Source organism: Shimia sp. Alg240-R146 (assembly GCF_947331465.1).
GTDB lineage: Bacteria > Pseudomonadota > Alphaproteobacteria > Rhodobacterales > Rhodobacteraceae > Shimia.
The window spans coordinates 1,241,987-1,260,575 of the sequence record NZ_CAMZOK010000002.1 but is presented as its reverse complement, the minus strand read 5'-3'; the positions used below and the strand labels follow the sequence as shown (position 1 = coordinate 1,260,575).

The window sequence follows — 18,589 nt, the reverse complement described above, 5'->3', positions numbered from 1 at the left end:
CCTTTTTTGCGTTTTTGACCTTGATTAGGCCAACATAGCCATCGGGTTTTCCAAATTGTCGACAATGCCTTGCAAGAGTTGTGCACCCAAGGCACCATCGATCACGCGGTGATCAACCGACAATGTGACAGACATGACAGTCGCGACCTCAATCTGACCGCCTTCACCAACAACGGGTTTCTTGGCTCCTGCACCAACTGCAAGAATGGCGCCGTGCGGCGGGTTGATTACGGCGTCGAAATTGTCGATCCCGAACATACCAAGGTTGGAAATAGCAAAACTGCCACCTTGATATTCGTGCGGCGCAAGTTTGCGATCACGCGCGCGGGCGGCGAGGTCTTTCATCTCCGCGGAGAGCGTCGAAAGAGATTTGGCATCTGAATCGCGGATCACAGGAGTGAACAATCCGCCTTCGATGGCCACGGCGACCGCGACATCCGAAGGTTTCAGGCGCAAGATGCGGTCATTGGCCCAAACCGCGTTGGCTTCGGGCACTTGTTGCAACGCCAGCGCGCAGGCCTTGATGATAAAATCGTTCACCGACAGTTTCACGCCACGCTTTTCCAACTGGCCATTCAGCTGTGCTCGGAAGGACAATAGGGCGTCCAGCCGAATATCACGACGCAGATAAAAATGCGGGATTGATTGTTTGGCTTCGGTCAGGCGTGCCGCAATGGTTTTTCGCATGCCGTCCAGAGCGACTTCTTCGGTTTCGCGGTCTTCATACATGCGCAGCACGGTGTCTGTGGCTGGTCCGGATGCCAACGCTGCAGCTGGGGCGCTTGCGGCACCGCTTGGCACCGGTTTCACTGGCACTGCGGGTGTCAAGGCGGTGGTGCCTTCCACATCAGCTTTGACAATGCGACCACGCGGGCCGGAACCTGTGATCGAGGTAAGGTCTATGCCCTTGTCGGCAGCGATGCGCCGGGCGAGGGGGGATGCAAATATGCGCGCGCCATCCGCCGACATAGGCGCGGTTGGAGCTGGGGCAGGCGCGTCGGAGTCCCCTGCGGGAGCCGCCTCCTTGCCAGCGTCAGCGGCGGGGGCCGCTTTCGGCGCCACCGCAGATGCAGCGCCAATGTCGTCGGCTGTTTCGCCGTCGGTCAGCAGGACGGCGATAGGCGAGTTGACCGCCACGCCTTCGCTGCCTTCGGAGACGAGGATCTTGCCGATCACGCCTTCGTCTACGGCTTCGAATTCCATGGTGGCTTTGTCGGTTTCGATCTCGGCGATCAGATCCCCTGAGGAGACTTCATCGCCTTCTTTGACCAGCCATTTGGCCAATGTGCCTTCTTCCATTGTGGGGGAAAGGGCGGGCATGAGGATTTCGATGGGCATTCAATGGTCTCCCTTCGATACACAGTCTTCTGTATGAAGACGCGCGCAGTGGGTTTGGATTTCTGTTACAACGCCATTTTCGGTCACAAGAAAAACGGGATCGGCGGCCAGTCCGGAAGTTCCCTTTGGAAAGTCAAAGACACCGGCTTGTTCCAACCTTGATTGTGCCTCGAAAGCGGAAAGAGCGAGCCAGTGTGGTTCTGCCATAGCTTTCAGGACATCACTTTCTTTCCGCAACAGGTCCTGCTCATCGTGGCAGTAAGTCAGGCTGATGCCGTGATCCAATGCTTCATAGGTTTGCGTTGCCCATGAATAGTCGGTGGCGCCAGCGCCTCCGATTACCACACCAATTGCCAAACTCATCCAGTTCATCAGCGATAGGTCACTTGTTTCACGGCCGCGATGACCTCATCCGTGGTCACCAGCGCCAGTTTTTCGAGGTTGGCGGCGTAGGGCATGGGCACGTCTTTGCCAGCGCAGTTGATCACCGGTGCGTCGAGGTAGTCAAAGGCGCGTTGCATGATTGTGGCGGACAGGTGATTGCCGATAGAGCCGACAGGGAAGCCTTCCTCCACGGTTACGCAGCGGTTGGTTTTCATCACTGAGGCCAGCACCGTGTCATAGTCAATCGGGCGCAGGGTGCGCAGGTCGATGACCTCGGCGGAAATACCGTCTTCGGCCAGTTTGTCGGCAGCTTCGAGCGCATATTGCATGCCGATGCCAAAGCTGACGATGGTGACATCTGATCCTTCGCGCCAAATTCTGGCCTTGCCAAAAGGAATTGTGAAATTGTCGAGCGCCGGTACCTCAAAGCTCCGGCCATAGAGGATTTCGTTCTCCAGGAAAATGACCGGGTTGGGATCGCGAATTGCCGATTTCAACAGGCCTTTGGCATCCGCCGCGGAGTAGGGCATCGCGACCTTGAGGCCGGGGATCTGCGCATACCACGCCGCGTAGTCGTGGCTGTGCTGCGCCCCAACGCGGGCCGCAGCGCCGTTTGGTCCGCGAAACACCATCGGTGCGCCCATTTGTCCGCCGGACATATAGAGCGTCTTTGCGGCCGAATTGATAATTTGGTCAATGGCTTGCATGGCGAAGTTGAAGGTCATGAACTCGACGATTGGGTTTAGGCCGCCAAAGGCCGCACCAACGGCGATGCCGGCAAATCCGTGCTCTGTAATTGGCGTGTCGATAACGCGTTTCGCGCCGAATTCGTCCAGCAAACCCTGACTGACTTTGTAGGCGCCCTGATATTCAGCGACTTCCTCACCCATCAGATAAACGGAGTCGTTGGCACGCATTTCTTCGGCCATGGCGTCCCGAAGTGCCTCACGCACGGTGGAGGTCTTCATTGGAGTGCCCTCGGGCCAATCGGGCGACAGGTCCGGTTGGGGCGCTTCCGGTGGCGCTGCTCGCGCAGGAGCGGAGGCCTCAGAGGTTGCGGTGGCGGCCGTTTTGGACCCTGCGTCGGCAGTAGGCGCAACCTCCAGAGTGCTCACGTCCTCGCCGTCTTCGGCGAGAATGGCGATGGCTGTGTTGACGGCGACACCTTCGGTGCCCTCCGCGACAAGGATCTTGCCGATGACTCCTTCGTCCACCGCTTCAAATTCCATCGTCGCCTTGTCGGTTTCGATTTCTGCAATGATATCTCCGGATTGCACGGTGTCGCCTTCCTTGACCAGCCACTTGGCCAAGGTGCCGTCCTCCATGGTTGGGGAGAGGGCGGGCATGAGAATTTCTGTCGCCATTTCAGAACTCCACCTTGAAGCTGTCGGCTGCCTGCGCAGCCGCAATCATCTTGTCCACTTCTTGACCTTCGGCCGTCATGATGTCTTGCCAGGCCATCAAATTATCGCTGCTTATACCAAACTCCGTAAGCGCCTGTGCGATGTGGAGGCGGAGGTTATGGATCCAGAAAGCGGCTTCGCCAGCTGATTGCAAAGAATCTGGGTTGATTTGAAATTGAATTGTATCGGCTGGAGTGCCTTCGGCATCCCGCACCGCGGCAAAAAGCATAGTTGGTTCGCTCATAGTTGGTTCGCTCATTGTGCCGCCTCCGCGTAGATATCGGTCCAAAGCTCTGCTTCATCCGGCAGCGGGCTTTCTTTGGCGAATTCGGCGCTGGCATTCACGACGGCCTTGATGTCCTTGTCGATGGCCTTGAGGTCATCTTCGGAGGCATGTTTGCCGGTCAACAGCAGTTGGCGCACGTGTTCGATGGGGTCACGTTCTTCGCGCATTTTCTGCACTTCTTCGCGGGTGCGATATTTGGCCGGGTCCGACATAGAGTGGCCCCGGTAGCGGTAGGTTTTAATCTCTAGGATATAGGGGCCTTTGCCGGAGCGGCAGTGTTTGACGGCGCGTTCGCTGGCGTCTTTGACCGCGAGAACATCCATACCGTCGACCATTTCGCCGGGGATTCCAAAGGCTTCCCCGCGTTTGTATATATCCTGCGAAGAGGTGGATCGGGCCTGCGCTGTGCCCATGGCGTATTGGTTGTTCTCAATCACAAAGATGCAGGGCAGGTCCCACAGCGCGGCCATGTTGAAGGTTTCATAGACCTGTCCCTGGTTTGCTGCGCCGTCGCCAAAATAGGTGAACGTCACACGACCATTGCCGTTGTATTTGTCGGCAAAAGCCAGGCCCGCGCCAAGCGGCACTTGCGCGCCCACAATGCCGTGACCGCCGTAGAAATGCTTCTCCTTGGAGAACATGTGCATCGAGCCGCCTTTGCCTTTTGAGTAGCCTCCGGCGCGGCCGGTGAGCTCGGCCATAACGCCGTTTGCATCCATTCCACAGGCCAGCATGTGACCATGGTCGCGGTAGGAGGTGATGCGTTTGTCCCCGTCCTCTGCAGCGGATTCCAACCCGACAACAACGGCCTCCTGACCGATGTAGAGGTGACAAAAGCCGCCGATCAGGCCCATGCCATAAAGTTGGCCGGCCTTTTCCTCAAATCGACGGATCAACAGCATGTCGCGGTAGAACTGGGTCAGCTCTTCTCCGGACACATTGGATTTTGCGGTTGCGCGCTTGGCAGCCATTGCACTCCTCCCAGGCAGATAGTTTAGCCTTAAACTAGCTTGATCAAAAGCCTAGCGGAATGGTTTGGGTGTGGCGAGAGGAAAAAGCAGTTGCGGCTCAGCGGGATACGCAAAAATCAGCGGATGACAATCTCATCGGCGCGCAAAAGGCCAAGCACGTCACGGGCCTGTTGGTCGAGCAAATCGAGATCGAGATAGCTGTCAGACAGGCGGCGCGTCAGGTTTTCCATTTCGGCAACTTCGGCCTCAAGGGCCGCCAGTTCCGCTTCTAGCTGGCTTTTGGCTGCCGCGATTTCTACGCGGCGAAACAGGCCGTAGTCACCCTGTACCGCTGCGAAAATGAAGTAGATGGAAACGGCAAAAGCCAGCCCGAAAAACACGAGCGCACCAAGAGCGGGGCGTGATTTTTTTGCTGTCATTTCTGCCTCTTATGCGCCTCTGTTTGAGCGCTTTTGACAAACTATACCCGAAGTGATTCCGCGTGTGAATCCCTTATCGTCACGAAACGTCAAATAAGTAATGACGTGACGGTAGAGTTGGCAGGTCGGTTTGGGGATTGCACGGTTGGTCTGATCGGGAGGATCGTATGATGAATTCAGAACCTGTTTCGCGGCTTGGTACGCACGACGTTTTCAATCAACCTGAGCCCAAGCGGGCCAAAGATTACTGGGTATCAGATCGGGGTGTTCGGGAGCATGCTGCAGCCGCAGGCGCGCGGACACAACACCTTGCGCAGGTAGGTGCCACATGGGGCGGAGAAGCACTGCTGCAGGCGGCGGAAGATGCGCGTAGGGACTTGCCAAGACTGAAGCTGTTTGATCGTTCAGGGCGGCGTGTAGACGAGGTGGAATTCCATCCGGGGTATCATGCGTTGATGGCTGCAGGGCTTGAGGCCGGGTATGCGTCTGCGGCTTGGGATGGTCAGGCAGGTGGGCATGCGACGCATGCGGCGTTGGTCTATTATCAAGCGCAGCTGGAGCCGGGTGTGGCGTGTCCTTTGACCATGACCTACGCAGCGGTGCCGGCTTTGGCAGCGGCGCCGGAGGTGGATAAGATCTGGACTCCGCGTTTAACATCGGGGATTTACGATCCATCCCTTAAGCCGATTGACGCGAAGCAAGGCGCGACTTTGGGCATGGCGATGACGGAAAAACAAGGCGGGTCAGACGTGCGTGCCAATACAACAGTGGCGCATCGCGACGGGAATCAATACCGCCTGCGGGGCCACAAGTGGTTCTGTTCAGCCCCGATGTGTGACGGGTTTCTGACCCTTGCGCAGACAGGCGCGGGATTGACGTGTTTTCTGGTCCCGCGCTGGTTGGAGGGCGAGAGAAATAGTATGCGCCTTCAACGGCTTAAGAACAAGTTGGGTAACCAGGCAAATGCCAGTTCCGAGATCGAGTATCACGATGCCTTGGCCTATCGCGTTGGTGACGAAGGCGCGGGGGTGCGCACGATTATTGAGATGGTGCACCACACACGGCTGGACACGGTTCTGGCGCCTGCGGGGCTGATGCGGGCGGCTTTGGCAGAGGCGCATTGGTGGGTGAATGGACGGTCTGCGTTTCAGAAAAGACTGATAGATCAGCCGCTTATGCGCTCGGTTCTCGCAGATCTTGCGGTTGACACCGAGGCCGCACTGTCGGTCGGAATGATGTTGGCGGCGGCCTTTGATCGGGAAGATGACGAGAGCCGGGCATTTGCGCGTATCGGTGTGGCATTGGCGAAGTATCTCAACAACAAACGGTGCATCGGAGTGATCGCGGAAGCGATGGAAGTGCTGGGGGGCATGGGCTACATTGAAGAGACCCCGATGCCGATGATTTACCGCGAGGCGCCGCTCAATGGCATTTGGGAAGGATCCGGAAATGTCATTTGTTTGGATGTACTTAGAGCGTTGATGCGGGAACCCGCGGCGGGTGAGGCTTTGATGAATGTGCTGCACTCCGTGGTCGGGTCCGACGCGCGGTATGATGCTGCCTTGCAGGCCCATACGGCGCGCTGGCCGCGCCTTCCGGCGGAGGCTGATGCACGGTGGTTCACAGAAAGTCTGGCCAATTTGCTGACTGCAGCGAGCCTGATCAAAGCGGCGCCGTCGGCCGTGGCCGAAGGGTTTGTGACGTCTCGTGTTGTTGGTGATCGCGGCAGTTTTTCCGGTGCGGTTTCGGGGCTGCAAGTGGACGACATTTTGGCGCGTTTGGCGGTTGATTAATCTTTGGAGATGCGGCTTTGGCCTGTCGGTTTTACGTCGGTATCACGGCTGCATCGCGTCGGTGCTATTTCGCAAGGTCCGGTTTTGGCACGGTGTTAAGACGGCGGTCGATGGTGCGGATAGGTGATTGAACCGTGAACGCCCTGTGCGGAGAGTTCACGGTTTCCTAACCCTGTTTCCAAACACGATTTGTGCAAATGAAAAGGCGCCCCAAAAATTGGAGCGCCTTTATCGCGTGCAGCGGATTGTCGGGATTAACCGGCGATCGAAGCCTGATAGATGCTGTCGATGGAGCCTGCGATTGTGTCGTTGAATTCGGCGTCAGACTGCTGCGCGCTCAGACCTTCGGTCAGGGCACGCGAGAAGCTGGCGATCATGCCGGTGTTCTTAGACAGTTTGGCGTTGGCGTCGTCGCGCGAATAGCCGCCGGACAGCGCGACCACCTTCATCACGCGGGGATGGTCCACGAGCGACTTGTACTGGTTGGCTGTGTTGGGCAGCGTCAGTTTCAGCATGACTTGCTGGTTGGCGGGCAGGGCGTCCAGAGCGGCGGTCAGTTCCGCGAGAAGGATGTCCTCGGCTTCGGATTTGTCGGCGATGGAAATCGTCACTTCGGGCTCGATGATGGGCATCAGGCCGTGGGAGATGATCTGTTCACCGACCATGAATTGCTGCGCGACAATGGCGCGGATGCCATCGGCGTTGGCTGCAGAAATCACCGAGCGCATTTTGGTGCCAAACACACCTTTGGCGGCGGCGCGTTCGCAAAGCGTATCAAGTTCCGGCATCGGTTTCATCAATTGGCAACCGTTTTGCTCGGCCTCAAGACCCTTGTCGACTTTGAGGAACGGCACGACGCCTTTTTCTTCCCACATGTAGGTCGGGGTCGGCTTGCCTGCGATGTCGCGGTCCATCGTCATTTCAAACAGGATCGCACCGACAACTTTGTCGCCACTAAAGGCGGGGGCCTCGGCGATGCGGGCGCGCATGCCGTGGATCAGGTCGAACATTTCAGCATCCGAGCCGTAGGCATCGGCGGTGACGCCATAAAGACCCAGAGCTTTGGGGGTCGACCCGCCGCTTTGGTCAAGTGCGGCGATGAAGCCTTGTCCGGCGGAGATCTTTTGAGCTTGAGCTTCGTTTGACATGGGTAACCCCGTAAAATGGTTGTTAAGAAAGGCATTTATGCCCTTTGCCCTGCGTCATAGATCAGCAGGGCAAGGGTTTCAATTATGGTGGCGCTAGCGAGATTTAATTTGAGTCTCGGCTTAATTATTGCGCCAGTTTTGTCGGCAAATTACTGGTTTAGGGCTGCGACGCCGGGCAATTCTTTGCCTTCCATCCATTCCAGAAACGCGCCTCCGGCTGTGGAGATATAGGTGAAATCGTCCGCAGCACCGGAGGCATTGAGCGCAGCCACGGTGTCACCGCCACCGGCAACAGACACGAGCGAGCCGGATTTGGTGAGCGCTGCGGCCTGAAGGGCGGCGGCATCGGTTGCGGCATTGAAGGGCTCGATTTCAAACGCCCCCATCGGGCCGTTCCAGATCAGGGTTTTGCTGGCGTCAAAGACTTTGGCAACTGCGGCCACAGTTTCGGGGCCTGCATCAAGGATCATGGCGTCTGCGGGGCAGGCGTTGGCCGCGACGGTTTCGTTGGCGGCATTGGCGGCAAATTCGCGGGCCACAACCACGTCGGATGGCAGCACGATGTTGCAACCGGCGGCTTTGGCTTTGGTCATGATTTCGGACGCGGTGTCGGTCATGTCGTGTTCGGCAAGCGATTTGCCCACGTCAATGCCTTGGGCGGCGAGGAAGGTGTTGGCCATGCCGCCACCGATCACCAGATTGTCGACCTTGCCCACAAGATTGCCGAGCAGTTCAAGTTTGGTGGAGACTTTGGCGCCACCAACAACGGCGGTCACGGGGCGAACGGGCGTGCCGAGTGCGCCTTCGAGCGCGGAGAGTTCGGCCTGCATCAAGCGACCCGCGCAAGACGGCAGAGCGTGGGCGAGGCCGCAGGTGGAGCTGTGGGCGCGGTGGGCGGCGGAGAATGCGTCGTTGCAGAACACATCGCCAAGCGCGGCCATTTGCGCGGTCAGGTCGGCGTCGTTTTTGGTTTCGCCCGCGTGGTAGCGGGTGTTTTCCAGCAAGAGCACTTGGCCGTCCCCCATGGCGTTGATGGCGGCATCGGCGGCTGGGCCAACGCAATCGGCGGCAAACATCACGGTGGTGCCAAAAGCCGTTTCCAGCGCAGGGACCAGTTGCTGCAGCGACATCTCGGGGACGCGCTCGCCCTTGGGACGGCCAAAGTGCGCCAGCAGGATCGGTTTGCCGCCGGCGGCAAGGATGTCGCGCACGGTGGGCACAATGCGGTCGATGCGGGTGGCGTCGGTGACAACGCCATCCGCCACAGGCACATTGATATCGACGCGGGTCAGGACACGTTTGCCCGCAAGTTCCATCTGATCGAGGGTTTTCCAGGCCATTGGGTCTCTCCGCTGTAAAATATCTGGCTCTTTCCTAGCGCAATCAGGGCAGGGGTCAATGCGGTCTCTTGGCTTTCTGGCGAGCCGCGATTACCTTGCGGCCAAAGTTAGATAGTGGAGAGCCCAATGGCCGATATCAAAGACCCCGAAAACACCATCCTGATGGAACTCAAAGACGGCACTGTTGTCATCGAACTGATGGCGGATGTGGCGCCCGGTCACACAGCACGCATGAAAGAGCTGGCGCGGTCGGGTCAGTACGACAACGTGGCGTTTCACCGCGTGATTGACGGTTTCATGGCGCAGACGGGCGATGTGGCCAACGGCAACATGGAAAAAGATTTCAACCTGCGCATGGCGGGCACTGGTGGGTCTGACCTGCCGGATCTGGCGGCTGAATTTTCCAAGCTGCCGCATGATCGTGGCACATTGGGCGCGGCGCGCAGCCAGAACCCCGACAGCGCGAACTCGCAGTTTTTCATCAACTTCAAAGACAACCACTTTCTGAACGGCCAATACACGGTTTATGGCCGCGTGATTTCCGGCATGGATCATGTGGATGCGATCATGAAAGGCGAGCCGCCTGCGAACCCGGATCGTATGGTGTCGGTCAAGGTGGCTGCAGATGTTGATGCGTAATCTGGTTGCAGCTTTCGCTCTGATGACCACGCCCGCGCTGGCCACGGAGATGACGATTGAGGTGGAAGGCTTTGCCAACGGCACGATCACCATTGACCTGCTGGAAGATGTCGCGCCGAACCATGTGGTGCGCCTGAGCACTCTGGCCAAAGAAGGCGCATATGATGGCGTGGTTTTTCACCGCGTGATCGAAGGCTTCATGGCGCAGACGGGTGACGTTCAGTATGGCAAAATGGGCATGGACATGCGTCACGCGGGTAAAGGCGGGTCGTCCTACCCCGATGTGGCGCAGGAATTTTCTGACCTGAATTTTGACCGCGGCGTGGTGGGCATCGCCCGCTCGCAGAACCCTGATAGTGCGAACTCGCAGTTCTTCATCATGTTTGAAGAGGGCGCATTTCTGAACGGCCAATACACTGTCGTTGGTCGGGTGACCGATGGTATGGATGTGGTGGACCAGATCAAACGCGGCCATCCGCGCACTGGTGCTGTGTCCGGTAAGCCAGATGTTATGAAAAAGGTGACCGTGACCGAGTGATCGGTGACACCAAAAAGATCAGCAAGGCCGGGGCAATGCTCCGGCCTTTTTTGTTGTAAAAACCCTGTCACAAGCGCGTGTGGGGGCTGGATTGAACACCATATTTTGGCGCAGCCTGATTCCAGCGACAGGAGGACCCCATGCGTTTGACGTCTTTGAAGTGCCGTGCGCTTGTGCTGGCCATAGCGGCTTTGGCTATGCCAATGGCCGCGCTGGCGGACCCGAACTTCTGGAAACATGAGTGGCCGGAGACGGATTTTAGCCGCACCTCTGTGCCGCATTGGGGAGAGGTTTTGTCTGGTGGGCCGCCAAAAGACGGCATTCCGGCGCTGTCTGATCCGGAGTTTATGCGTGTGGGTCAGGAAGGCAGAATTGGAGACACCGAACCTGTGGTCACGCTGGAGATCGCGGGCGCTGAGCCGCGGGCGTATCCGATCCGGTATCTGACGTGGCATGAGATCGTGAACGATACGGTGGGCGGGGTGCCGGTGGCGGTGACGTTCTGTCCATTGTGCAATTCTGCAATGACCTTTGATCGTCGCGCCAAGGGCAAAACGCTGACATTTGGTGTGTCGGGCAAGCTGCGAAATTCGGACATGATAATGTATGACCGCGAGACCCAAAGCTGGTGGCAGCAGGCCATCGGCGAAGGCATTGTTGGTGAGATGAATGGCGTCAAGCTGGTCGCGTTGCCGACATGGATGGAAAGCTGGGCGCAGTTTAAAGACCGGCACCCTGACGGGTTGGTGATGGCTGAGCCTGCGTTTGGGCGGCGCTATGGGGCGAACCCTTATGTGAGTTATGACAGCTCATCGCGTCCGTTTCTTTATAATGGTGAGTTGCCGCCGCACAATATCCCGGCGCTGGAGCGCGTGGTGCGTGTGGGGGATCGGGCCTGGCCAATGACGCGATTGGCGGATGTCGGTTTGGTGCGCGAAGCGGACGTTGAAATCGAGTGGAAGGCTGGTCAGGCCAGCGCTTTGGATTCGACCACGATTGCCCGTGGACGCGACGTCGGCTCTATCCGGGTGCGCGACAAACAGGGGCGTGATGTGCCGCATGACGTGATGTTTGCCTTTGCGTTTCACGCTTTTTGGCCGGATGGGCAATGGATGCTGGGGCAATGATGTGAGTGATTTTCGACTGAAACGTTGATTTTTAAGGGATTTTCAAGTGAACTGGGGCGAACGCGCCGTTTGATTGGAGGTCCGATGGACACTCACCTAACTGCAGAGGCAATGTCACATATGCCGTTCTGGGTCACGGGCCCGCACCAAACCGATGGGTTTATGTGGGTCGTGGGATTTGTGCTGGTCGGCGCTTTGGTTGGATTTGGAGCGCTCTACTTCACCATTCAATCGATACCGGATCGCATGGCCACGGGCATGCACAAGGTACAGATTCAACTGGTGAGCGTGCTAGGGCTGATCTCGCTTTTCACCATGAACAATGCGTTTTGGATTGCAGCTATTTTGATTGCCGCAGTGCCATTGCACGAGGTTTTTCCAAGTGCGCGGCCCAAAGAGACCCTTCCGGATGCGGCGGATAAAGACGGGTTAAACATCGCAGAGGAGGTGGCAGATGCTTGAGCTGATCTTCTCCGCCCTTGTGACAATCCTGCCGGATTACCTGTATCGCCGGTACCGCCAAGGCAAGCGGCTCGGACATGAGATCACGCTGTTTAATGTCTGGTATGAGCTTCGGTGGGGGCTGACCTCATGTGGGATTCTGGCGATTGCGCTTATCACTGTGATTTTCCATTTTCATCCCACGGCGATCACGGTGCAGGCCCCGTTCCGGACCGTGAGTGTTCTGTCAGAGCGGGCCGGACGTGTGGCCGAGGTTTATGTGACAAACAACGCCGCGGTGGCCGAAGGTGACGCGTTGTTCCGGCTCGACACCAGTCGACAAGAGGCCGCCGCCGAGACCGCGCGGCGCAGTATTGCCGAAGTGGATGCGGCGTTATTGCTGGGCCAGTCAGAGATTGCGGCCGCGCATGGGCAATTTGACACCGCCGGAGCGGTTTTGGCGCAGGCCGAGGATGATCTGGCGCGACGAACAGAAATTGCCGAGCGCAACAATACGGTTGTCAGCGAACAGGAGTTGCAGCGTCTTGAGCGGGCAGTTTTGCAGGCCGCAGGTGCACGGGACGCGGCGCTGGCGGCTTGGGATGCGGCACGGACGCGGGTCAATGATGTTCTACCCGCCCAACGTCAGCGCGCGCTGGCACAGCTTGCGGAGGCGGAGACAGAAATCCAGCTGTCGACGGTACATGCCGAGGTCGCGGGGACGGTCACTCAGTTCCTTCTCAAACCCGGAGATCTGGTCAATCCGATTTTGCGCCCCGCAGGTATTCTTGTGCCGGACGTCACCGGCCAAGGGCGGTTCGTGGCCTCGTTCAAGCAGATTTCTGCGCCTGTTCTGGTGGAGGGAATGCTGGTGGAGATTGCCTGTGCCTCTAAACCGATGGAGGTGATCCCAATGGTAATTGCCGAACGGCAGGGCGTGATCGCAGGCGGGCAATTCCGTCCGGGGGATGCGCTGGTGGACAGTCTGGATCGCCGCAGGCCGGGGACCGTCACGGTGTTTCTTGAGCCAGTGTTCAAAGGCCATACCGACGGTATTTTGCCAGGGAGCCAATGCGTTGGTGTGGCTTACAGCAATCGCGGAATGGCAATGGAGGCAGGCGACATTCGCGGCTTTGGTGTAGTTGTTACCAGCATTGTTGACGGTATGGGCATCGCCAATGCGATCATCATGCGGGCGCAGGCGGTCTTATTGCCGGTGAAAGCCTTGGTGTTTTCCTAGAGGGGATCGGCGGGTGTTGCCGTTGTTGCCGCGTTGGACACCATGTCCTGAAATGCAGTGAACAGGCGGCGCATGTGGCGGTCTTTGTATGGGAACAGGTCCAGCGGCTCCATGTTGTGCACGATCAGCACGTTGTCGACCTCAAACACCACGAGGTTGCCGTCGGTGTCTTCGGCGCAGTCGATGCCGAAATAGTCCAAACCAAACGTGTCGGTAAGCTTGCGCAGGGCGTGGGCATGTCGGGTGCAGAAATCGTTGTCGAACCCGTCCATAAAGGCGGCTTCTTCGTCGCGTTTGGCTTGGGAGTGTTCCATGTCGGCATTCATGTACCAGACGTCCCAGCGGGTCGCGATGGCGAGGTGCACCGGGTAGGGCTGACCGTCAACAAAAACCACCCGTTGTTTGCGAAAGAGGTCGTCCGAAGGCGACGCGTAGTCGAAAAATTCAGACGCAAAGAAGAGCGCGTCGGGGTGGCGGGACAGGTAAGTTTCCAGATCGGCAGGTGATGTGAGCTTTTCCAACCCAAGGCCCGCGTGGGAGCCGTGTGGGCGGATGATGTTGGGATAGTTGCCGATGGGCGCGGAGGCGTGGGAGTGCAAGTCCATAAGCTGGTCACGGGTAAACAAGCCGGTTTTGGCGGTGTGCAGGCCGGGTGTGTTGCCGAGCAACACAGGCAATGCGTCTCGCTCCGGTTTGATAAGCTTGGGCGGCAGGTTGAGCACGGTTTTGCCGGTGTCGGCGGTCAGGGCGCGCACAGTGTCAAAGAAGGCGTCCGCAGTCAGGCTTTCCGAGCTGCCGGCGCAGAAGGCCACGTCGTGATCCGGCAGATCTGCGGGAGTGCTGAGGGGGCCGGGGTAGAAGGTGATGACCTCAAACGCAGGCGTGTCGAGGAGGAATTCGACGGGCGTGTTGTTGCCAAGCGCCTTGGGTTCGGCAAAGACCAGAACGCGGGTTTGTGGGTCGGACTGGCGGTTGATGGAGAAACTGCGGTGGCTTTGCAGCGCTTTGTCCTGAAATTCCTGCCCAAGGGCGGCGTTGCCCTGAATTTGCGCGATGATGGACAGATCCATCAGCGCGGCGCTGGTGTCGGTGCCTTTAAACATCTGATCTAGACAATTTTGTTGCACAGCGGACAGGTCCGCGCCTGCGTAGGCCAATTTTGATAAATGGGCGAGGCCGAGTCTGACTTGCGGTTCCATTCTGGCTCCTGATGTTCGGGTCAGAACCGCAATCGCAGGTTTTGGTTAATGAAGCGTGGATTATCGCAGGCGCCAACACATACTCCGCGAAAAAAACGCCGCCCGACGAGATGTCGGACGGCGTTTGGTTTTGCGGTTTTGGGCGTCAGTCTTCGGACCCGAGCGCCTTCCAAAGGATGCCGCCGATGGCCGCGCCGAGCAACGGAGCCACCCAGAACAGCCAAAGCTGGGCCAAAGCCGGTCCATCGGCAAACAGCGCCACGCCGGTGGAGCGGGCGGGATTGACCGAGGTGTTGGTCACAGGGATCGAGATCAGGTGGATCAGTGTCAGGCCAAGACCAATTGCGATTGGCGCAAACCCTGCAGGAGCGCCCTTGGACGTGGCGCCAAGAATGATGAAGAGGAAGGCGGCGGTCAGCACAACTTCGATCACCAATGCGGATGTCATGGAATAGCCGCCTGGTGAGGCTTCGCCGTAACCGTTGGAGGCAAAGCCACCCACGCCTGTGAAATCCGGGCCGCCCGAAACAACCACGTATAGGACAATGGCTGCCACAATTGCGCCGGCGACCTGTGCGACCCAATAGGGGATCAGATCTTTGGCTTCAAATTTGCCGGCGACCATCAGGCCGAGGCTGACGGCCGGGTTGAAATGACCGCCTGAAATGTGACCGACTGCGTATGCCATCGTCAAAACCGTCAGGCCAAACGCAAGGCTGACGCCGAGCCAGCCGATGCCGACGTCCGCCACGCCAGCCGCAAGCACGGCGCTGCCGCAGCCGCCAAAGACCAACCAGAAAGTGCCGATAAATTCGGCGCCGAGTTTCTTAAACATTTTGTCCCCTCCGAACACTTTAAAAGTGTCACGAGTGTAAGCGCAAAATCCAAAAGCGAGTAAGGGGAAGTTTTCCGCCCAGAAACCACAACATCAGTTGGGTAAGTTGGGACACGAAAAAGGCGCCCGAATGGGCGCCTCTTTACGTCTCGGTGTGAGGCGATTTTACTCTGCTTTGGCAGGCTTGGCCGCCGGCGCTGCTGTCGCAGCAGTAGGTGCGGGCGTCGCAGTTTTGCCGCCGCTCAGCGGATCATCCTGACGCTGTACGGAACCTTCAAAGTGGGCGCCGCTTTCGATAGCGATGGTCTTGTGGATGATGTCGCCTTCGACGCGTGCTGTCGAGGTCAGACGCACTTTGAGACCGCGCACGCGGCCCACGATGCGGCCGTTGACCACAACGTCATCAGCAATGACTTCGCCTTTGACGGTGGCGCTTTCGCCAACGGTCAGCAGATGCGCGCGGATGTCGCCTTCGACGGTGCCTTCGACAACGATGTCACCGGTGGTGCGCATGTTGCCCGATACGTGCAGATCGGAGGACAGGGTCGACGCTGGCGGCTTCGCCTTGGGCGCAGAACTGGATTTGAATTCGCTGGCTTTGGCCGGAGCGGGCGGAACGGCAGCGGCCTCATTTGTCGCGGGTTTCGCAGCAGCGTCAGATTTTGGTGCAGGGTCGTTGATTTTGCTTTTAGAAAACATTCTGTCCAGCCTTGATAAAAGTCATCGGGTTCACAGCGCGGCCATTGACGCGCACTTCGTAGTGCAGATGCGTGCCGGTCGAGCGTCCAGAGTTGCCCATATCACCAATCACAGTCCCGCGCGAGACCCTTTGGCCTTCTTTTACGCGGATTTTTGCGAGGTGGGCATAGCGGGTTTCCACACCATTTGCATGTTTCACCTTGATAAGGCGGCCATATCCGGAGAGCCAGCCCGCGTGGCTCACAACTCCGTCAGCGGTGACGTGGATCGGGGTACCATAAGGCGCAGCAAAGTCGGTGCCCTTGTGCATCCGGCCCCAACGCATGCCAAAACCGGAGGTGTAGCGGAAGGCCGACTGTAGCGGGTTGGCAAACGGCGCGGTTTCCGCAGCAATGCGGTACATGTTCAATTGATCAAGCTGGTCAATCAGACGGTTGGCGCGCAGGGTTTCAGCCGTCAACTCGCCTCCCTTGGTTGAGAAGCTGAGCGGCATCAAAGGACCGCCCTGACCAGAATAGCCGCGCCGCACTTCTTCCATCAGGGAGTCGGTGGACAGACCTGCGGAGGTGAACATCTTTTTGAGCGGTTCAACAGAAATGGTCATCGCGTCTTCGAGTTGGCGGAAAATCTGGTCGTTCTTCTCGTCCATCAGCGCCAGTTCAAGGCGCATTTCGTCAGCCATGCTGAGCGCGGTTTGTGCGTCGCGGATCACCTGGTCACGCTCAGCCGCGGTATCGGCCAACGCAGTGGAAATCACGTCGAGCATTTCGTTGCCCATGGGCGAGGCGCCGATCGCGGCGCTGGCGATTTCGGTGTTGGCCTGATCCAGCGCTTTGGCTTCGGCGCGGGCAACATCGCGTTCCTGCATCGTGCGGCGCAGAGTGGATTGAATCACGTCGACGCCGGTTTCCAGTTCCTGACGGCGGATTTCGGAGGCCAGAAGCTGGCTCTGCATCTCTGAAATCTGATCCAAAGCCGCGTTGAAACGTTGTTGGGCGGCCAGAGCTTCGTCGGTGCGCGCGTCGCGTTCGTCCGACAAGGCGTTCAGGCGCAGTTCGTAGGTCTGTTGATCGCGGCGGGCTTGTTCGCGGAAATTGCCGGAGCCGATGCTGTCCATAAGCAGGATGGCGGTGGCCATAATTGTCCAGGCAACAATGGCTGAGCCACCAACAAAGGCGAACAGCTGAGTTCCGGGTTTCAGTCGGATGAAACGCGTGTCTGTGTCAGAGCGCAGGAACAGACGTCGTTCCGGAAAGAGGCGCTCCATCATCGCATGCATGCGGATGGCAAGTCGTGTTCTCACCTAATGTCTTCCTTATTCTACCCCATTAAGCGCTCTTTTGGTCCGGCGCTTGCGCAAAGGGTTTAGCCAAATGGCGGGGATCGGGCAAGAATTTTGACCCAATAGGCCTGCAAGTTGGTGGCTGAGACAGGGAATGCGCAAAAATCCGCCGATGGTTTGGCGCAATTTACGGTGGGTCAGCGCGCGTAGGCAGGGGGCTCCTGATCCGACAGCGGCCAGTAGAAATCCGGCGGCAATCCGGCGTCAGCGCGCTTTTCTTCGTTAAACGGCGGCTTGAGCGCGCCGTGGAAGTAGCGTTTCACCAAATCATGGAATGTCGCCTTGGGATCCAAGCTGTGTCGGCCGCAAAGGAAGTTGAACCACTTGGAGCCGTAAGCAACGTGGCCAACCTCTTCGGCGTAGATGATGGCCAGCGCGTCCAGCGTTTGCTGGTCTTTGGCCTGCTGGAATATCTTGATCATGCCCGGTGTGACATCCAAGCCGCGCGCCTCAAGCACCATGGGCACAACAGCCAGGCGCCCCAAAAGATCGTCGGCGGTGTCCTCGGCCGCGCGCCACATGCCGGCGTGTGCGGGCATGGCGCCATAGAAGTTGCCTTTTGCTTCAAGACTGTCGCATATCAAGTTGAAATGTTTGGATTCTTCATCCGCGGATTTGACCCAGTCGTCATAAAATCCCAGCGGCATGTCCACGTCGGTAAAGCGCGCAATGATGTCCCAATGAAGGTCCACAGCATTCAGTTCGATATGGCCCACCGCGTGCAGCATGGCCAGACGGCCCTGTTCGCTGCCGGGGCGGCGGCGTGGCACGTCGCGTGGGTCGAGAAGCTCTGGTTTTTCAGGGCGCGACGGACGCAAAGGCGGCTTGGCGTCGCCCAAAGCCAAAGGCGCGCCGGCGTCGCGGCTGGCAAACCATGTTGCGGCATGCGCATGCGAAAGCGCGGTTTTTTCGCGGCCGTCGGCGGTGGTCAGCACCTCGACGGCCATTTGGGACAAAGTTTTGCTCATGCAGGCGGCTTATCAGAGCGCCTTGAGAGCTTCCAGCACCTCAGCAGCGTGGCCGTCGACTTTTACCTTGGGCCAGTGGCGGGCGATGTTGCCGTCGGCGTCGATCAAGAACGTGGAGCGCACGATGCCCATAAAGGTTTTGCCATACATCTTTTTTTCAGCCCAGACGCCGAAATCTTCGCATGCGCTGCCATGTTCATCCGACAAGAGAGGCACGGTCAGATTTTGTTTGGCGATGAATTTGTCGTGGCTGGTCAGGCTGTCTTTGGAAATACCAAAGACTTGCGCGCCTGCGGCCTCAAATTCTGGCAGCAATTCAGAGAAGGCGATTGATTCTTTGGTGCAGCCGGACGTGTTGTCACGCGGGTAAAAAAACAGCACCACTGGGGCGGGGCGCAGCTCGGATAAGGTTACATCGGCGCCCTGTGTTGAGGGCAGTGTGAAGTCGGGGGCGGTTTTGAGGGGCTCTGTCATAGTCT

Annotated in this window: 20 protein-coding genes; 6 read left to right on the top strand and 14 right to left on the bottom strand. The window is 58.3% G+C overall.

Translation table 11 applies throughout. The features are described from left to right. Positions 1 to 24: 24 nt before the first annotated feature. The 6 genes from PG871_RS15330 to PG871_RS15305 all read right to left on the bottom strand — a co-directional run bounded on the left by PG871_RS15330 (position 25) and on the right by PG871_RS15305 (position 4,801). A complete protein-coding gene (locus PG871_RS15330; RefSeq protein ID WP_270730761.1) occupies positions 25 to 1,338 on the bottom strand; it encodes a pyruvate dehydrogenase complex dihydrolipoamide acetyltransferase in 1,314 nt (437 codons plus the stop codon). After that, a complete protein-coding gene (locus PG871_RS15325; protein ID WP_270730760.1) occupies positions 1,339 to 1,710 on the bottom strand; it encodes a hypothetical protein in 372 nt (123 codons plus the stop codon). Beyond that, entirely contained in the window at positions 1,710 to 3,086 is a 1,377-nt protein-coding gene (locus tag PG871_RS15320) for a pyruvate dehydrogenase complex E1 component subunit beta (RefSeq protein ID WP_270730759.1), read from the bottom strand. The genes PG871_RS15325 and PG871_RS15320 overlap by 1 nt, the downstream gene beginning before the upstream one ends. A 1-nt stretch (position 3,087) precedes the next feature. Continuing rightward, positions 3,088 to 3,384, bottom strand: coding sequence for a hypothetical protein (locus PG871_RS15315; protein ID WP_270730758.1), 297 nt, complete (start codon positions 3,382 to 3,384; stop codon positions 3,088 to 3,090). Then, positions 3,381 to 4,382, bottom strand: a complete 1,002-nt coding sequence (pdhA, locus tag PG871_RS15310; protein WP_270730757.1) for a pyruvate dehydrogenase (acetyl-transferring) E1 component subunit alpha — start codon at positions 4,380 to 4,382, stop codon at positions 3,381 to 3,383. The genes PG871_RS15315 and pdhA overlap by 4 nt, the downstream gene beginning before the upstream one ends. Before the next feature lie 116 nt (positions 4,383 to 4,498). Beyond that, positions 4,499 to 4,801, bottom strand: a complete 303-nt coding sequence (locus tag PG871_RS15305; protein WP_270730755.1) for a septum formation initiator family protein — start codon at positions 4,799 to 4,801, stop codon at positions 4,499 to 4,501. Between the two features lie 167 nt (positions 4,802 to 4,968). Between PG871_RS15305 and PG871_RS15300 the strand changes: the two genes are divergently transcribed. Then, positions 4,969 to 6,594, top strand: a complete 1,626-nt coding sequence (locus tag PG871_RS15300) for an acyl-CoA dehydrogenase family protein (RefSeq protein ID WP_270730754.1) — start codon at positions 4,969 to 4,971, stop codon at positions 6,592 to 6,594. A 254-nt stretch (positions 6,595 to 6,848) separates the two neighbouring features. Here PG871_RS15300 and PG871_RS15295 read toward each other — a convergent pair whose 3' ends face one another. Beyond that, complete coding sequence (locus PG871_RS15295) at positions 6,849 to 7,742, bottom strand: fructose bisphosphate aldolase (protein WP_270730753.1); 894 nt, start codon at positions 7,740 to 7,742, stop codon at positions 6,849 to 6,851. A gap of 149 nt (positions 7,743 to 7,891) precedes the next feature. Continuing rightward, a complete protein-coding gene (locus tag PG871_RS15290; protein WP_270730752.1) occupies positions 7,892 to 9,082 on the bottom strand; it encodes a phosphoglycerate kinase in 1,191 nt (396 codons plus the stop codon). Between the two features lie 126 nt (positions 9,083 to 9,208). Between PG871_RS15290 and PG871_RS15285 the strand changes: the two genes are divergently transcribed. From PG871_RS15285 to PG871_RS15265, 5 genes are all read left to right on the top strand, one after another. Continuing rightward, positions 9,209 to 9,721: a peptidylprolyl isomerase gene (locus PG871_RS15285; RefSeq protein ID WP_270730750.1), complete on the top strand. Its 513-nt coding sequence runs from the start codon at positions 9,209 to 9,211 to the stop codon at positions 9,719 to 9,721. Next, positions 9,714 to 10,259 (top strand): peptidylprolyl isomerase, encoded by a 546-nt coding sequence (locus PG871_RS15280; RefSeq protein WP_270730921.1) that lies wholly within the window; start codon positions 9,714 to 9,716, stop codon positions 10,257 to 10,259. Before PG871_RS15285 ends, PG871_RS15280 begins: the two co-directional genes overlap by 8 nt. Positions 10,260 to 10,399: 140 nt before the next feature. After that, positions 10,400 to 11,386, top strand: coding sequence for a DUF3179 domain-containing protein (locus PG871_RS15275; RefSeq protein WP_443020500.1), 987 nt, complete (start codon positions 10,400 to 10,402; stop codon positions 11,384 to 11,386). Positions 11,387 to 11,470: 84 nt separating this feature from the next. After that, entirely contained in the window at positions 11,471 to 11,848 is a 378-nt protein-coding gene (locus PG871_RS15270; RefSeq protein ID WP_270730748.1) for a hypothetical protein, read from the top strand. Continuing rightward, positions 11,841 to 13,067 (top strand): HlyD family secretion protein, encoded by a 1,227-nt coding sequence (locus PG871_RS15265; RefSeq protein WP_270730747.1) that lies wholly within the window; start codon positions 11,841 to 11,843, stop codon positions 13,065 to 13,067. The genes PG871_RS15270 and PG871_RS15265 overlap by 8 nt, the downstream gene beginning before the upstream one ends. Here the strand turns inward: PG871_RS15265 and PG871_RS15260 are convergent. From PG871_RS15260 to PG871_RS15235, 6 genes are all read right to left on the bottom strand, one after another. Continuing rightward, on the bottom strand, positions 13,064 to 14,170 hold the full coding sequence (locus tag PG871_RS15260; RefSeq protein WP_270730746.1) for an ATP-grasp domain-containing protein: 1,107 nt from the start codon (positions 14,168 to 14,170) through the stop codon (positions 13,064 to 13,066). The two genes, PG871_RS15265 and PG871_RS15260, sit on opposite strands and share 4 nt — an antisense overlap. Before the next feature lie 241 nt (positions 14,171 to 14,411). Continuing rightward, positions 14,412 to 15,101, bottom strand: coding sequence for an aquaporin Z (aqpZ, locus tag PG871_RS15255; RefSeq protein ID WP_270730745.1), 690 nt, complete (start codon positions 15,099 to 15,101; stop codon positions 14,412 to 14,414). A 165-nt stretch (positions 15,102 to 15,266) separates the two neighbouring features. Then, positions 15,267 to 15,800 (bottom strand): bactofilin family protein, encoded by a 534-nt coding sequence (locus PG871_RS15250; protein ID WP_270730743.1) that lies wholly within the window; start codon positions 15,798 to 15,800, stop codon positions 15,267 to 15,269. Beyond that, positions 15,790 to 17,103 (bottom strand): M23 family metallopeptidase, encoded by a 1,314-nt coding sequence (locus PG871_RS15245; RefSeq protein WP_270730740.1) that lies wholly within the window; start codon positions 17,101 to 17,103, stop codon positions 15,790 to 15,792. The genes PG871_RS15250 and PG871_RS15245 overlap by 11 nt, the downstream gene beginning before the upstream one ends. Positions 17,104 to 17,279: 176 nt before the next feature. Beyond that, entirely contained in the window at positions 17,280 to 18,110 is an 831-nt protein-coding gene (locus tag PG871_RS15240) for a ferritin-like domain-containing protein (RefSeq protein WP_270730738.1), read from the bottom strand. A gap of 12 nt (positions 18,111 to 18,122) precedes the next feature. Further along, positions 18,123 to 18,584, bottom strand: a complete 462-nt coding sequence (locus PG871_RS15235; RefSeq protein WP_270730737.1) for a peroxiredoxin — start codon at positions 18,582 to 18,584, stop codon at positions 18,123 to 18,125. Positions 18,585 to 18,589: the final 5 nt, after the last annotated feature.

Excerpts from the sequence above, each read along its gene's own strand:
- PG871_RS15270 (WP_270730748.1), top strand. The coding sequence starts at position 11,471 with ATGGACACTCACCTAACTGCAGAGGCAATGTCACATATGCCGTTCTGG.
- PG871_RS15305 (WP_270730755.1), bottom strand. The coding sequence starts at position 4,801 with ATGACAGCAAAAAAATCACGCCCCGCTCTTGGTGCGCTCGTGTTTTTC.
- PG871_RS15330 (WP_270730761.1), bottom strand. The coding sequence starts at position 1,338 with ATGCCCATCGAAATCCTCATGCCCGCCCTTTCCCCCACAATGGAAGAA.
- PG871_RS15320 (WP_270730759.1), bottom strand. The coding sequence starts at position 3,086 with ATGGCGACAGAAATTCTCATGCCCGCCCTCTCCCCAACCATGGAGGAC.
- PG871_RS15325 (WP_270730760.1), bottom strand. The coding sequence starts at position 1,710 with ATGAACTGGATGAGTTTGGCAATTGGTGTGGTAATCGGAGGCGCTGGC.
- PG871_RS15235 (WP_270730737.1), bottom strand. The coding sequence starts at position 18,584 with ATGACAGAGCCCCTCAAAACCGCCCCCGACTTCACACTGCCCTCAACA.
- PG871_RS15290 (WP_270730752.1), bottom strand. The coding sequence starts at position 9,082 with ATGGCCTGGAAAACCCTCGATCAGATGGAACTTGCGGGCAAACGTGTC.
- PG871_RS15315 (WP_270730758.1), bottom strand. The coding sequence starts at position 3,384 with ATGAGCGAACCAACTATGAGCGAACCAACTATGCTTTTTGCCGCGGTG.
- PG871_RS15265 (WP_270730747.1), top strand. The coding sequence starts at position 11,841 with ATGCTTGAGCTGATCTTCTCCGCCCTTGTGACAATCCTGCCGGATTAC.
- PG871_RS15275 (WP_443020500.1), top strand. The coding sequence starts at position 10,400 with ATGCGTTTGACGTCTTTGAAGTGCCGTGCGCTTGTGCTGGCCATAGCG.
- PG871_RS15240 (WP_270730738.1), bottom strand. The coding sequence starts at position 18,110 with ATGAGCAAAACTTTGTCCCAAATGGCCGTCGAGGTGCTGACCACCGCC.
- aqpZ (WP_270730745.1), bottom strand. The coding sequence starts at position 15,101 with ATGTTTAAGAAACTCGGCGCCGAATTTATCGGCACTTTCTGGTTGGTC.
- PG871_RS15285 (WP_270730750.1), top strand. The coding sequence starts at position 9,209 with ATGGCCGATATCAAAGACCCCGAAAACACCATCCTGATGGAACTCAAA.
- PG871_RS15280 (WP_270730921.1), top strand. The coding sequence starts at position 9,714 with ATGCGTAATCTGGTTGCAGCTTTCGCTCTGATGACCACGCCCGCGCTG.
- PG871_RS15260 (WP_270730746.1), bottom strand. The coding sequence starts at position 14,170 with ATGTTTAAAGGCACCGACACCAGCGCCGCGCTGATGGATCTGTCCATC.
- PG871_RS15250 (WP_270730743.1), bottom strand. The coding sequence starts at position 15,800 with ATGTTTTCTAAAAGCAAAATCAACGACCCTGCACCAAAATCTGACGCT.
- PG871_RS15300 (WP_270730754.1), top strand. The coding sequence starts at position 4,969 with ATGATGAATTCAGAACCTGTTTCGCGGCTTGGTACGCACGACGTTTTC.
- PG871_RS15295 (WP_270730753.1), bottom strand. The coding sequence starts at position 7,742 with ATGTCAAACGAAGCTCAAGCTCAAAAGATCTCCGCCGGACAAGGCTTC.
- pdhA (WP_270730757.1), bottom strand. The coding sequence starts at position 4,382 with ATGGCTGCCAAGCGCGCAACCGCAAAATCCAATGTGTCCGGAGAAGAG.